Origin of the sequence: Nostoc sp. FACHB-888 (genome assembly GCF_014696655.1) — a bacterium.
In the GTDB taxonomy this organism is placed as follows: Bacteria; Cyanobacteriota; Cyanobacteriia; order Cyanobacteriales; family Nostocaceae; genus Nostoc.
The window spans coordinates 15,679-29,294 of the sequence record NZ_JACJQM010000012.1; the positions used below are offsets into that span (position 1 = coordinate 15,679).

The 13,616-nt window shown below is 42.7% G+C and carries 12 protein-coding genes; 5 read left to right on the plus strand and 7 right to left on the minus strand.

Going from position 1 to position 13,616, the window contains the following annotated elements; genetic code table 11:
- Positions 1-100: 100 nt before the first annotated feature.
- The gene (locus H6G26_RS42460) at positions 101-3,079 is read right to left on the minus strand and encodes a hypothetical protein (RefSeq protein WP_242053651.1); all 2,979 of its coding nucleotides are present in this window, start codon (positions 3,077-3,079) and stop codon (positions 101-103) included.
- 576 nt (positions 3,080-3,655) lie between these two features.
- Here H6G26_RS42460 and H6G26_RS09910 point away from each other — a divergent pair.
- The gene (locus tag H6G26_RS09910) at positions 3,656-3,853 is read left to right on the plus strand and encodes a hypothetical protein (RefSeq protein ID WP_190729085.1); all 198 of its coding nucleotides are present in this window, start codon (positions 3,656-3,658) and stop codon (positions 3,851-3,853) included.
- An 81-nt stretch (positions 3,854-3,934) separates the two neighbouring features.
- A complete protein-coding gene (locus H6G26_RS09915; protein ID WP_190729086.1) occupies positions 3,935-4,414 on the plus strand; it encodes a Tic20 family protein in 480 nt (159 codons plus the stop codon).
- A 3-nt stretch (positions 4,415-4,417) separates the two neighbouring features.
- On the opposite strand, the gene H6G26_RS09920 is transcribed toward H6G26_RS09915, so the two are convergent.
- Positions 4,418-5,191, minus strand: coding sequence for a fumarylacetoacetate hydrolase family protein (locus tag H6G26_RS09920; protein WP_190729087.1), 774 nt, complete (start codon positions 5,189-5,191; stop codon positions 4,418-4,420).
- Positions 5,192-5,571: 380 nt separating this feature from the next.
- Here H6G26_RS09920 and rpsF point away from each other — a divergent pair, with 380 nt between their 5' ends.
- Both rpsF and H6G26_RS09930 read left to right on the plus strand, forming a co-directional pair.
- On the plus strand, positions 5,572-5,922 hold the full coding sequence (gene rpsF, locus H6G26_RS09925; protein WP_190729088.1) for a 30S ribosomal protein S6: 351 nt from the start codon (positions 5,572-5,574) through the stop codon (positions 5,920-5,922).
- A gap of 197 nt (positions 5,923-6,119) precedes the next feature.
- Complete coding sequence (locus H6G26_RS09930) at positions 6,120-6,680, plus strand: Npun_F5560 family protein (RefSeq protein WP_190729089.1); 561 nt, start codon at positions 6,120-6,122, stop codon at positions 6,678-6,680.
- A gap of 351 nt (positions 6,681-7,031) precedes the next feature.
- On the opposite strand, the gene H6G26_RS09935 is transcribed toward H6G26_RS09930, so the two are convergent.
- Positions 7,032-7,385 carry an STAS domain-containing protein gene (locus H6G26_RS09935; protein ID WP_190729090.1) on the minus strand — a complete coding sequence of 118 codons (354 nt, stop codon included), beginning with the start codon at positions 7,383-7,385 and terminating at the stop codon, positions 7,032-7,034.
- 486 nt (positions 7,386-7,871) lie between these two features.
- Here H6G26_RS09935 and H6G26_RS09940 point away from each other — a divergent pair, with 486 nt between their 5' ends.
- Entirely contained in the window at positions 7,872-8,501 is a 630-nt protein-coding gene (locus tag H6G26_RS09940; protein ID WP_190729091.1) for a DedA family protein, read from the plus strand.
- Between the two features lie 72 nt (positions 8,502-8,573).
- Here H6G26_RS09940 and H6G26_RS09945 read toward each other — a convergent pair whose 3' ends face one another.
- From H6G26_RS09945 to H6G26_RS09960, 4 genes are all read right to left on the minus strand, one after another.
- Complete coding sequence (locus H6G26_RS09945) at positions 8,574-9,776, minus strand: argininosuccinate synthase (protein WP_190729092.1); 1,203 nt, start codon at positions 9,774-9,776, stop codon at positions 8,574-8,576.
- A gap of 549 nt (positions 9,777-10,325) precedes the next feature.
- A complete protein-coding gene (locus H6G26_RS09950; RefSeq protein WP_190729093.1) occupies positions 10,326-10,598 on the minus strand; it encodes a hypothetical protein in 273 nt (90 codons plus the stop codon).
- Between the two features lie 405 nt (positions 10,599-11,003).
- Complete coding sequence (locus H6G26_RS09955; RefSeq protein WP_190729094.1) at positions 11,004-11,513, minus strand: PEP-CTERM sorting domain-containing protein; 510 nt, start codon at positions 11,511-11,513, stop codon at positions 11,004-11,006.
- Positions 11,514-11,635: 122 nt separating this feature from the next.
- The gene (locus H6G26_RS09960) at positions 11,636-13,606 is read right to left on the minus strand and encodes an alkaline phosphatase (RefSeq protein ID WP_190729095.1); all 1,971 of its coding nucleotides are present in this window, start codon (positions 13,604-13,606) and stop codon (positions 11,636-11,638) included.
- Between the last annotated feature and the right edge of the window lie 10 nt (positions 13,607-13,616).

Here is a 13,616-nt window from a genome sequence, read left to right on the forward strand (position 1 = left end):
AACACAGGCAATATCGGGAGTCGGGAGCAGGGAGCAGGGGGAAAATTCCTTTCCTCTGTATATTTCCTTATGCCCAATTCCCAATTCCCAATTCCCTGATTTACATACCGAGGAGTTCATCTAGTTGCAAGCTTGGCAAGTCTGGAGGAACCACAGTCCTTACTATTGTGACTTTGTGACTCTCCTGTTGGGTTGTCAAATCAAGTGCGATCGCTTCCAAGCGAATTTCCAAACAGCCAAAGGGAATGTTTAATTGGGTCATCACTTCCAATCCTCCCAAAGCGTTAGGTAGCAAATTTGTCAGTAAATGGGGCCCCTCTAGTAACCAACGAGTTTGATAATCTTCAACCCATAACTTGACAACAACTTGGGGAGGTACTTCAGGCAGTACTACGCGCACTATGATGAACTTGCCGGCAATTAGTTCGCCTTCTGGTAGATACAGTTGTGGAATTGGCAAAGGCTCAATAGCTGCCGTAGTTATAAATGGTGAAGAGGATGAACCTAACAGTAATTGCTTCTCTTCTTCAAGAGAGTAATTCTTCGCCCTATCGGCTTCCAATTCATATGTATCATCTACAACGATTTCTTGCGCCAACCAAGCTGACGCTATATTCATTTTTATCAGAGGAGGGGGGGGCGGTATTTGTGTAACCACCATTGAGAGTGTTGGTTCGGATACTTTTTCTACTTCCGTATCTTCCCCTATTTCTAGATCAGCTTCCTTTGCTGTGTCTGCATCTTCCGCAAAATTATCAAGAGCAAAAACTGACTCTTGAACTTCTTCCCATGTCTCTGTATCAGCATCGACGCTTAACGGCATTACATCAACAATGGGAGTTTCAGCACTAAGAGAAAGTTGAGTCTCCTGGGCTTGAACATAGCTATTGTAATCTTGACGTTGCAGATCATTGATCGATTCAGGCAAAGAGTATCCTTGGCTCTGCATCCACTTCCTGAGCAAGGGAGATGAGTAAAGATTACCTGTTGCAATTAATTGTTCATTTAGCTGGGTTTCTACCTCAGCAACAGATTCTTCCTGGAATTGTGCATTTAGCTGGGCTTCTACCTCAGCAACAGATTCTTCCTGGAATTGTGCATTTGGCTGGGTTTCTACCTCAGCAACAGATGCTTCCTGGAATTGTGCATTTAGCTGGGCTTCTACCTCAGCAACAGATGCTTCCTGGAATTGTACATTTAGCTGGGCTTCTAGTTCAAGTGTATTTTCATCTTCAGCTACAGTTGTGTCCAACTGTGGGAAGTTTTCAGCCGCTTGAACTTTCAATGCATCTGAAGGGACATTGTTTTTTACTTCTTCTTGTGTGTTACTTGGCAAAGCTTGTAGCCGTCTCAAGTATGGAAAAGTAGTCTCCAGTATTGGCATTCGACGTTGCTTAATGACCAACTGCTCCAAGTTGATGGCAGCTATAGTAGTAGCATCCTTTTCCAGAAATTCCTCCTCTGTAGGGGGTTCTGCACCAACATCTGTGAGAGTGTTGCCATTGGTTTGAATAGGGGGCAGTTTCGGCAATTGAGGCGAAGTGCCTGAATTCGTTAAGTTAGATGTCCGCAGGGTGGCTTCTCGCAGAACTTGTAAGTTAATTTGCGGTGGTAGGGGTGTATTTGGTGATGGATTGAGTATTTGAGACTGGTATGTTTTTGGAATCTTGACCAGATTGAATAATTTCAAATCGATCTTCACAGCCGTCTCTGGCTCCGTGAAAGCAACAGACGAGTTCGATGGTGCTATGGAATCATTTAAAGATGTGCTAGGTTTTGCTGCGGCTGTGATTGCCAGTAATTCTGTTATATCTGCTGTAATCGTGAAAGACTGGCTGGCTAACCGGATGACTTCACCAACATCGGCGAATCGACCATACAAAGTGATATCTGCTAAAATTAACTTGGATTCACAGTCATCAGGAATATCAATTGAGGTATTGATGGTGAAGGGCAATTCCTGATCTGGTAAGGGTTGCCGTACCTGGGTTAAGATTTTTGATTCTACAGGCGATCGCAGTTCAATTCCTAGTTCAAGGGCCTGCAGGCTTTTGGAGAATAATGTTTCAGCCTGATCTTGAGTTGTCTTTTCTTTGAGTTCTATGTGCCCATCAATTGTAAGAGGTTGTCCCCAACGAGCAATGTAACTATCTTGACCTAAAGTTAGCAGTAATGGAGACGGTGGTTGTGTTGCTGGAGAATCTGTAACCTTTTCATCATTGAGCAAGGCTTCAGAATCGGGTAAAGCTAAATCTATTAAATTTTGTAAAATCTGCTCTGCCGTATCACCTTTAACCCATACAGGGCTAACAGGCTCATCGATTTCTTCCTCTGCTTCATCTGGCAGAACAGTGGTAGCGGGGTGATTGTCTGTAGTAATTACCAATTCTGTAGCGCTGGCTTTATCGAAGGTAATTGCGGGTTCAACTGGGGCACTATCCAAGTTCCCTTCATCTGGGACAACAATGGTAGCGGGGTTGGTGTCTGTAGTAATTACCAATTTTGTAGCGCTGGCTTTATCGAAGGTAATTACGGGTTCAACTGGGGCACTATCCAAGTTCCCTTCATCTGGGACAACAATGATAGCGGGGTTGCTGTTTGTAGTAATTACCAATTTTGTAGCGCTGGCTTTATCGGAGGTAATTGCGGGTTCAACTGGGGCACTATCCAAGTTTTCAGAAACAGTATCTAGGTGATCAGGCGAATTTGATTCTACCTTTTCCTCTGCTTTCTGGCACAATACTTGAACTTGGACACTGTATTCCCAAGATTTACCGAGTAAATCTGACATCAAATCGCCAGTACAACGCAACTCCCAAACTCCCGGCTCGAAGTAGGTAAAGGGAATTACCGCCATTAAACCTTCTGAATTAGTACGACGCGATCGCTTGAAAATTCGTCGCTTTGGTTGAACTTCCTGGGTTGAAGAGTGAATTACCCGCACTTCCACGTGTGTATTACGAAGGTTTGAACGAGCCAAAACTCTATACTGCCCTTCCAAAATTTCAAAATTTGGCGATTCTAGGATATGCCACGAGCGAGCGCCTTGTTTCTGTATCAGAAATTGCCAGTGTTCCATTGTGAGTGATGCCCAGACCGACGAGCCGCCCAGTTATATTGTGTAATTACCTTGCTTGCAAGTTTACCCCAGTATTTTATAAATGCATCCCTTAAATGGCTATCTAGTTAACTAAGTTTTACTTACCTCACTTCTGGCACTTTAACTAGTTGCGTCAAGGGAATTCCAATGGATTGCTGTGTTCCTTGTGCGTAAAGGTTTTGTTGTTTCCTGAATATTAATTTTGACACTCTCCAGTGCTAATTTAACAGGCAGGGTATGCTCAACTGATTGCAAATATTTTTGTATTATTTTTTACTGAAATGTCCATTTGCAATAGACACAACATACAATATATTAAGATTCACTTGACAATTTAATAAAAATTGTCATTGCCCACATTTTGCTACAAAGAGGTAGATGTGGCTCTTAAGTGTCCCCTGCGATCGCCTACGACGGGCGCAAAGCGCTATTGCAAATCACAACACTTAACCGCACAACGCGCATCCAACCTACCTGAAGCGTTTGAACCGCTACAAAGCGTATCCTCACCTGAGTGAAATGTGGGTAACAATGAGGATTTACAGGAGGGATTCGATGCTAGTCATTTTAATGGACGAGCAAATCCTTGCCCCTGAGCAAGTTTGCCAGTCTTGTTTACTCGCTGACAGGAGCGGTCAACCCCGTTGGCGTGCAGGTCAACTGCGTTGTGGTCAAGCCATTCACAAACTTGCTCAACAGCAGCCAGACCAGTATGAGTGTGTGATGGGTTTTCGCATCGCCCATATAGAATAGTTGAATTTGCCAGCAAGACCAAGTAACTGCGTTATCCTAAGCTCAAGTAACTATAGAAATTTAACCACAGGAGAACGCATAATGTCTTGGCGTGGGTCTACAACCGTTTCAGATCGAATTTTTGCTTCCTTGCCTTATTTGCTACCCTTAGTTGATGGTTTAGTCTTTGGCAGCTTTTTGTTAAATCAGTTTCCAGCACTACGAGTTCTGCTTGTACCACTGCAACCAGTGCTAATAATTTACGGTAGTTTAGGACAATTTGGACAAATAATTGTGTTCTTTGCCTTGTTTCTATTAGTGGTGAGAAACGAAAAAATCAGTCACTTCATTCGTTTCAACACAATGCAGGCGATTCTTTTGGACATAGTTATATTTTTGTGTTCCATACTGGTGGAAGTTTTAGGTCAGGTTCCTGGTACTGGCTTTGCAATAGAAACAGTAGCTAACACCATCTTTTTAGGCATAGTGGCAGCAGTTGCATATTCAGTCATCCAGTCAGTAAGCGGGCGTTATGCGGAAATTCCGGCGATTTCCGATGCAGTATATATGCAAGTGCGTTAGAAGTTAACGGGTCGCTACGGTGTTTTCCAGGCGACCAATACCTTCAATTTCGACGCGGACGCGATCGCCTGGATGCAATGGACTCACGCCCTCAGGCGTACCTGTAAGCACCAAATCACCGGGTAGTAGTGTCATAATCTGACTGATATAGGAAACTAGAACATCGGGGGAAAACACCATCTGATTTATACAGGCAGATTGGACTGGATTGGCGTCGTCATTCACAAAAGTCTGCAATCTCGCTCCTGGATTTAATTCGCGCACGATCCAAGGCCCCAAGGGACAGAAAGTATCAAAACCTTTAGCTCGCGTCCATTGACCATCCCGTTTTTGTAAATCTCGCGCTGTTACGTCATTGGCGATGGTGTAGCCCCAAATCTTGCTTTGGGCTACCTCTGGTGTACATTCAAAGGCGTAATCGCCAATCACTAACGCTAACTCTCCTTCGTAGTCAACTCTTTGTGACTGTGGAGGATACTTAATTTCCCTCTCAGATGGAATGATAGACGTAGGTGGCTTGAGAAAAATTAGTGGCTCAGAAGGTACTGAAGTTCCCATTTCGGCTGCATGGTCTGCATAATTCTTACCCACCGCCACAATTTTTGAAGGAGCGCAGGGAGCCAGAATTTGGTAATTTTCTGGTGTCAAAATTAAATCAGTGGGTTGTCCTTGTAACCAGGGCGGGGCATCTAGCACCTGCACATTGAGGGATAGTTGTAGTGTCCCATAATAAATTTGTCCTTCTTGATTTTGAATTCGCACATAGCGCTGCGCCATAACCTTGATGAATATCCTTTTATCTGCTTTTTTGTTGCTGTGAGCAAGTAGCAATCCTTTAGTTAGCTTTTTAGCGAACCGATTAACTCTTGAGCCTGAAAGCGATAGCTATAGATGCCCTTAAGGAAAAACACCCCTTGGTCAAGCTAATAGCTTAAGCAATCTTGCTAAAGAAATATCGGGGTTGCCTCCCGACTTAGTTTTCGTTAGGGACATCCAAAAAATCCAAATTTTGGCGATTTGGCTAATGATTCAAATTGAAAACTGGTAAGATTATAGTTCCTTGTTGCTTCAGATGTTGATTAATACTGGCATTTTGAACTAAAACAGGTATAAATTAATATCAGCAGCCATTTTTGTCCATAAGGAGACTGAAAAATATGACTACAAGTTACGAAACAATGTACATTCTGCGCCCTGACCTGGGAGACGAACAGGTAGAGCAAGCAATTACAAAATACCAGAATTTGCTTCGCGACCAAGGCGCTGAGGATATGCAAATTCAAAATCGTGGTAAGCGTCGTCTTGCTTATGAAATCAAAAAACACCGCGATGGCATCTATATCCAGTTAAATTACACTGCGCCTGCAACTGCGATCGCACCCTTTGAACGCGCCATGCGCTTGAGTGAAGAAGTGATTCGCTATTTGACAGTTAAGCAGGAAGCCGGAGAGGAAAAACCCCCTAAAGAAGAAAAGGAAAAACCCACTAAAGTGGCAGCAACGGTCTAGGAAATAGGGAGTAGGGAAAACAAGGCGGAAATACCAATCCCCATTCCCAATTCCCACTCCCCATTCAATAAAATTTTGTTTTTTCTTTTTTCGTGACTTGCTTGGGAATGCTAAATTAACAAATACTTGCCAAAGGTAGTACTCCCGCAGTTATACCTAAGAGTGGACAAGATTCTGAATGGGAGCTGTAAGCTACTGTGAGCCAATCTGATACACCCAATATTGAAGTTCTCTCGACGGAAGTATCGCAGTTACGACAAGAACTGCAACTTCGTGACCAATTAGTACAACAACTATCTCAAGAACTCTTCCGGCTGGTAAAGGGTAATACTAGTTTTATGCCCCAGCAGCCGGATCTTGAGCGTGATATGAGCCAGTTACAGGCTTTGCAAGAACAACTCCAAGCTGTGGAGCAGCAGGTGGCGTTCTACCAAGAGCAAATTACAACTCGTGACTCCGAAATTTACCAATTGCGACAGTCAGTCCAAGAACTCACCGATCGCACTCGGATGTTGGAGCAAGTAGTACAAGAGTTGCCTCAAATTTACCGTCGGAAGTTTGAGGAGCGGATGACACCAGTGAGAGAAAAGGTAGCAATGCTACAACGGGAAAATCGCCAACTACAAGCAGAACTGCAAAGTGTGAGTTACCGTTTAGCACTCAAAACTCGCAATGCTAGTCACAGTGGCATTGATTTACCCAATTTCCCCCGCCCAACATCCGAAGAAACTAACATTTCAACTCCTCAGAATGCCTAAAGTTACCATTCTGGTGGAATAGAAGAGGTAATAAATTGGTACAGGAAATAAAGTGTCTTGGAGACATCCAGCTAGTACACCAAGGCAAAAATAATAACTATGGAGTTATAAATAACGCAAAGGCTGATATTATAACCATTCTTTGCTTTACTGATTTAGGTACATGGTTTCCAATAAGCATATTTACTGGTGTGCTATTGAGATTACCTACCTCAAAGCGATGAATTTTCCTTGACATTCTTCTCTAAACAAAGAAAATCAGCCTGCTAGCACCAGACTGTTATCTTTGAGAATATGGAAGAATACAAATATTGCTTGACTCCACCATCCTTCTATAGGTAGATTTATTACTCAGCCTGCTAGCACCAAACTGTTATCTTCGACGGGGGTAAAAATGTCTTCATAAGTAGGGAAAATCTCAAACACTGAATCTAGTTGAGTAAGTTCCAAAATTAACCGTACAGGAGCTTGCACGTTGCATAGAACTAAGCGACAACCACTCTGGCGTGCAGCTTTCAACCCTTTTACTAAAGGCACTAACCCAGAACTGTCCATGAAATTAACTTCTGCTAAGTCGATAACCCAGAGTTGATCAGCTTGAGGTACTACTCCAGCCATCTGTACACTCAAAGCCTTGCCACCTTCCAAATCTATGCTTCCTTGGGGTTTAAACAAAATAACTTGAAGTTCTTGTGTGAGAATCATGATTTTAACAGGGTAATTGGAACACTTGACAAAAATTCAAAAAGACATCAATACCTTTTCTGTTTCAACGGCAAAATCACTGTTTTACCTAGATATTTGGGTAACTGGAGTAGTGCAGCTGAGAGACATTATTTCAGTATTCATGCCGTATAATTTATGATAACTTTCACCAATATAGGCATAAACGCTTAACAATTTCGGTATCAACCGTATCTTTTACGAAATGTTTATAATTCAACTGGCTATTGATAAATTTTTTATAAATACTTTTAATTTTTTTTTAATAAATATTAATTTGTAGTAATAAACTCTAAAAAATAAAATGCATAATATCAAAAGTTAATAGTTATCATAGACTTTAATCTATGAAGTATTCAGAATTAAAGTAATGACTCAATGGTTAAATGTAGCGGTTTGATTGACACCCCGCGCATAAACAAGCAAAGATATAATAAAAGTAAAAATTTGTAAAGACGGCGGTACGGGATGTCTTTAGAGCTGATTTCACTAGAAAATATCCAGGAAGTCGCCCACAATTACGGGTATTGGGCAATTTTTTTGGGAATTTTGCTAGAAAATTTAGGCATTCCCCTGCCTGGCGAAACCGTGACCTTAGTAGGCGGGTTTCTAGCTGGCAGCGATGAACTAAATTTCTGGCTGGTTCTCGGTGACGCAATTATGGGCGCTATCATTGGTGGCACTTGTGGCTATTGGATTGGTAGGGTTAGCGGTTGGTCTTTCCTGGTGAAAGTTGGTAGCATCTTTCGGATTTCTGAAGTGCGACTGCTGACTATTAAAGAACAATTTAGTCAAAATTCTGCCAAAGCAGTATTTTTTGGGCGCTTTTTGGCATTGTTGCGAGTTTTTGCGGCACCACTAGCTGGTATAGCCGAAATGCCCTTTGGAAAATTCTTTTTATACAACTTTTTAGGAGCAGTTGCTTGGGCTAGTTTGATGGTGACATTAGCTTTCTTTGCTGGCAGAATTGTCTCTTTAGAACAATTGGTTGCTTGGGTGGGTCAATTTGCGATCGCAGCGTTACTAATCTTAGCTGCCTTAATTATTGTGCCCCTGTGGCTAGAGTCTCGCCAAGTTAAGGGTGCAGCAGAAGAGTAAGTAGTGGAAGTGGGGAGATGAGGTAGCAGGGGGAGACAAGGTAAAATTTTCTCCCTCATCCCCCTCATCTTCCTAACCTCTAACTTGCTGTGACCAAATACGAGTTGGTAGCCCCCAAACGTAGATAAAGCCTTCAGCAGCTTTGTGGTCAAATTGGTCTTCGGCTCCGTAGGTTGCTAAATCGGGAGTATAGAGGGAATTATCACTCGAACGTCCAACTATTATAGAGTTGCCCTTGAACAACTTGACTCGCACAGTTCCAGAGACTCGCTCTTGTGTCTTTTGAATAAAGGCATCCAGTGCAACTTTGAGTGGACTGTACCACAAACCGTTGTAAACGATTTGGCTGTAAGTTTCTTCAATCCCACGCTTGTAATGGGTGACATCTGCCGTCAAAGTCAAGCTTTCTAAATCCCTATGTGCTTGAATTAGCACCAACATTGCGGGTGATTCGTAGATTTCCCGCGATTTGATCCCGACTAGACGGTTTTCTATCATATCGATCCGTCCAATACCGTGATTTCCTACCACCTGATTGAGTTCTTCAATTAGCTCAACTGGCTTTTTAGCTATACCATTGAGGGTTGTCGGAATACCACTGTGGAAACCAATTTCGATGTACTCTGGCTCGTTAGGAGTATCAGCGATCGCTTTGGTCATCTCATAAATTTCTTCTGGTGGCTCAAATGACGGATCTTCGAGTAAACCAGCTTCAATACTACGACCGAGTAAATTCTTGTCAATGCTGTAAGGAGAGGATTTTTTGACTGGTGAGGGGATACCAAAGTTTTCACCATAGGCGATCGTTTCCTCACGGCTCATGCCCCATTCTCTGGCTGGTGCAAGGATCTTCAGGTTGGGGTTTAAGGCGGTAACTGAGACATCAAAGCGAACCTGATCGTTACCTTTGCCGGTGCAACCATGAGCGATCGCATCAGCACCATATTTTTCGGCTGTTTCTACCAATACCTTGGCAATCAGTGGACGAGCAAGGGCAGTTCCGAGAGGATAACGATTTTCATAAAGGGCGTTAGCTTGAATCGCTCCAAAAGCGTAATTTTTAACGAAGCTGTCTTTGACATCCGCCACAAGGGATTCACTTGCACCCGATTTCAGAGCTTTTTCTCGAACTGGTTCTAATTCATCTCCCTGGCCTAAATCTGCTGCTAAGGTAATCACCTCTTCCACACCCCACTCCTGTTTGAGGTAAGGAATGCAAACAGAGGTATCCACTCCACCAGAATATGCCAGGACAACCTTTTTGGCGCGACCCATTAATTTCTCCAGTTAGGAAAACAAAGAATGAGTCATTATTATATCTAAACTAATCCATGTATATTTTACTCATGCAACTGAATAGTGAGATTCCCTACTTATTAAAGAAGTCGAGAATCTGAGGATTGCGATCGTTTCTATACAAAGCTTTTTTATATGCGTATTTAAATTAGTCTTGGTCACAACCAAGGTTAAAAACCAACGACAAATTTACTTAACAGATAGCCCGTTTAGAATGCAGATAATTTTAAAACAGAAATTAACAGCGATAAAAGTAATCGCTGTTAATTACCGCTTTTTGATCACTCTATACAGTTAGTTGCAGCATACTAGCACTATTGTATAAGCCTACCAATTTCCTAACTGCGCTGCTGACTCAGCGCTTTCCTTATCTGACTATCTTTTCATATTTAAGGACTTAAGTCATTACCTTTGCTCTATGACAGTTTGAGATGCAGGCTTTACGACGACTACGCTCAGTACAAGTGACTAATGACTAAATCGACGCGCGGCTATCCCGGACACCCCTTGAAGGGATAGAGTTAACACTTAAGATACTTTCGGTTGCTGCCATAGGATGAGTTTCAACTCAGAGCAGTTGCAAGCCCCATTACTAATTTCTCCTTCGTGGCTAGCTAGCCAATCATAAATTTGTGCAGCTTTTGCCAATGCTACTTTTTCTGAACGATAAAGCCGAGGGGTAGGGCAGTAGGCTTGGCCATTGATATGTATAGCTGCAATCTGCCAATAGTCGCTGTCTTCACCCTCTGGTATAACGTCTAAAAATCCGCTATTGTAAGACTCGATTATTCCTATGTTCATCTACAACCATCAAACTTTAAACGAAGACCACAACAAAGCCGATACCAGCCATTTAACTGAGAAAAAGCTGGAATCGCCAGGGAATGCTGTAGCAACCCCTGTTAAGATTGTGGGTTCGTAATGGATGTAAATCTGAATTATTGGTCACTTTTTAGCTTTATTTCGTTATTGGCAGCAATAATGGCAATAAAACCAATTCGCAATTCGCAATTAAACTAAGCCCGACACTAGGGGTGGGGTTTTTACCTACCTTGCGATACAAGGACTGTTTCGCCCACCAGGGGCGAGGTTTTGAACCTTCACTTTTTAATAAAAATAAGTTTAAAAATTTACAGGGTGGATAATTCCACCCTGTTTTAGATAAATGCAAATCACTGCCTAACAGTTTATTCTTGATAATCTGGTTTAAGATTTTGTACTTGATAGTCTAGAAGATGCTATCTTTTTACCCAAGAACAAACTCAACCCGAATACAGACAATCCAAGCATCAAACTTGGCTCTGGAACACTGGTATAAGTGACGTTTTGAACACCCGCAGCAGTCGAATCATTCAGATTAATAAAATTTTCGCGGTAGACATTAAAAGCGCTAGGTGTAAAATACAACCCTAACCCTGCTTGGTTAAAAATTGTTCCCGAAAAGTCGGTGAAAACTGACGCTAAAGGATCATCCGCTTCAGTATATGATTGGCCACCATAGCTAGCAGAAATTTTTAAACCTTCGGCGATCGTTACCTCTTGATCATCTGCTGCTGCTGCTGGCTCGAATGAAAAAGTGCCTGTGAGAGTTTTATCGTCGTTAGAAAAATTATAAGTTAGGGCTGCTGCAAGAGCCGGCATAGTCTCCCCTAACGAAAAAATCAAAGCAGTTCCTACCGTTGCAGCTGCTAACTTCTTGAAGATGGAGTCAGTCATTTTTTTTCCCTCAATAAAGAACGGGTGCAAAAATACCGCAATAGTTTTATGAGACAGAGACGTGTGTTACCACGTCTCTGCAACACAAAGCTTTTGAGTTAGTGTTTAGTGAAGCGGTGTATTCAATTCACAGGCTTATTTGTGATCGCAGTTTTCATGGCTTGGAAAATATGGCTTTGGTCAACCACACCCCGAACACCAGGGACACTGTAAGTTCCAGAGCTATCTGTAATCTCGAAGCCTTGTCCTAGCTTACGCGTCAAAGCTGATGCGTAAGCACCTTGGTAGTAAACAGGTACAATCCGGCGGGTATGGCTACCCCAGAGGTACTTGTAATTTGGATCAGACCCCCAGAAGTGACCAGCATCGGTAGGATTGTGCTTCACGAAAGTGATGTCTTTGGCGTTATATTTCAAGCCTTTAGACTGATTGGGGTCAGGATTGGGAGTCAATTTAGAGGGAAAGTTATCATTCAGAGTTAGATAGTGGTCATGGTCAGCAGTAACTAGTAACAGGTTCTTGCTCCAACCACCATGATTATCTACCCAACTAATAACCTGCTGGACTGCCTTATCAAAATCATTCATGGTTCCGATGAGGTTATCCATGTTGTTGTCATGAGCAGCCCAGTCGATATCGCCTCCTTCAACCATCAACCAGAAGCCATCTTTGTCTTTACCTAAAACTGTTAAAGCTGCTTTGGTCAGATCAGCTAAAGTCGGATTTTCGTTAATCTCTTTAGCAATAAAGCTGGCATCAGTTTCACCGGGAGCCAGAGGACGGACAGTATCAGGTGCAGGAGCATTAGGAGCAATGGGATTACCAGCTGCATCAATGACAGGAACACAATCTCCAGCAGTACCAGTTATTATCTGACCTGATGGACAGGTATCCGGCGTTCCAGCCTTGACAACAGAGCTATAGAGAGAGAAGTTATCCAACCCTGTCAAACTATAATCTCCCTTAGAGGAACTAACAGGAATGTTGCCATTTTGTCCACGCGCACCATACAGACCAAATAATCTGCCTCCCTTGTTAGGGTCGATTTTAGCAGCAGTGTTTAGCAGTGTCTTAGCTGCATTAGGGCCACGTTCCAAAAAGGTATAGCCGTAACGATTGGACTTAGGATTATTCTTCAGATGCTGGTAAGTGTCTTCTGTAATGTACGTATACTTAAAGACACCTTCTGCTGTACTTGTACTTTCTCTATTTTCAAAATCTTTGGGATGACCGCCACCCAATAAAATATTGGGCTTAAAGTTCAGCAATGTCTGTTGCAAAATGCTGTCTTGGTTGGTCTTGCTGGGGTCGTAAACACTGTCATACTTACTACGACGATTTACAAAAGAAGCCGCAGCACCAGGCGTTGCATGGCTAACAGGTACGGAAGTTACCAAGCCTGTAGACTTACCTTTTTCTTTGGCAATTTCTAGGATGGTTTTCAACTTCTTCTCGTAAATGTCTACCCCCATCGCATTGTTAAAGCTTTTTACCCCCGTATACAGAGTTGTAGCTGTGTTAGCAGAGTCGGGATAACTATACTTGATGTAATCTTTGTCGTATGTACCAGAATTAGCAGGGGTCAAAGGAACCCAGGGAACAGGGCCGCCCTTATTGATTTCATAACCTGCCAGATTACCATCCTCTAGACTATTGCCATCAGCTCTATTGCCAGGGTTAAAAGGAGTAGGCTGGAATGAGAAGTTGGGACGAACAGGGCTTGCACCGGTGATTAGATTAGACCCATCTAGAGCAGAGTTACCTGTTAGATGAGGCTGGTCTATTGGATTTTCTGGTGTATTTCCCTGAATTGTTGTGCCGTAAGTAGTCACCAATCCATATCCACTTAGCTTTTGGAAGCTAAGACCAGAGCCTTTACCACTTGTGTAAAAAGGAGCGCCTTTGGCAACGGCTGCCGCCCGTGCCATCTCCCAACCCATACCATCGCCAATCATGATAATTACGTTAATTCCATTACCAGCAGCTAGGGTGGGCTGAAAAACAGAATTACCAAATACCAGCAGAACGGTACAGAGCAAGCCAGCCATCATAAGGGCTAGAAATCGCTTGTACTTTTGCAAAAATGAAATCATTGCAATGTGC

What these genes read in the sequence shown, in the direction of transcription:
- H6G26_RS09945 (WP_190729092.1), bottom strand. Translation starts at nt 9,776, where the DNA reads ATGGGTCGCGCCAAAAAGGTTGTCCTGGCATATTCTGGTGGAGTGGAT.
- H6G26_RS42460 (WP_242053651.1), bottom strand. Translation starts at nt 3,079, where the DNA reads ATGGAACACTGGCAATTTCTGATACAGAAACAAGGCGCTCGCTCGTGG.
- H6G26_RS09950 (WP_190729093.1), bottom strand. Translation starts at nt 10,598, where the DNA reads ATGAACATAGGAATAATCGAGTCTTACAATAGCGGATTTTTAGACGTT.
- H6G26_RS09915 (WP_190729086.1), top strand. Translation starts at nt 3,935, where the DNA reads ATGTCTTGGCGTGGGTCTACAACCGTTTCAGATCGAATTTTTGCTTCC.
- H6G26_RS09955 (WP_190729094.1), bottom strand. Translation starts at nt 11,513, where the DNA reads ATGACTGACTCCATCTTCAAGAAGTTAGCAGCTGCAACGGTAGGAACT.
- H6G26_RS09960 (WP_190729095.1), bottom strand. Translation starts at nt 13,606, where the DNA reads ATGATTTCATTTTTGCAAAAGTACAAGCGATTTCTAGCCCTTATGATG.
- H6G26_RS09920 (WP_190729087.1), bottom strand. Translation starts at nt 5,191, where the DNA reads ATGGCGCAGCGCTATGTGCGAATTCAAAATCAAGAAGGACAAATTTAT.
- rpsF (WP_190729088.1), top strand. Translation starts at nt 5,572, where the DNA reads ATGACTACAAGTTACGAAACAATGTACATTCTGCGCCCTGACCTGGGA.
- H6G26_RS09935 (WP_190729090.1), bottom strand. Translation starts at nt 7,385, where the DNA reads ATGATTCTCACACAAGAACTTCAAGTTATTTTGTTTAAACCCCAAGGA.
- H6G26_RS09910 (WP_190729085.1), top strand. Translation starts at nt 3,656, where the DNA reads ATGCTAGTCATTTTAATGGACGAGCAAATCCTTGCCCCTGAGCAAGTT.
- H6G26_RS09940 (WP_190729091.1), top strand. Translation starts at nt 7,872, where the DNA reads ATGTCTTTAGAGCTGATTTCACTAGAAAATATCCAGGAAGTCGCCCAC.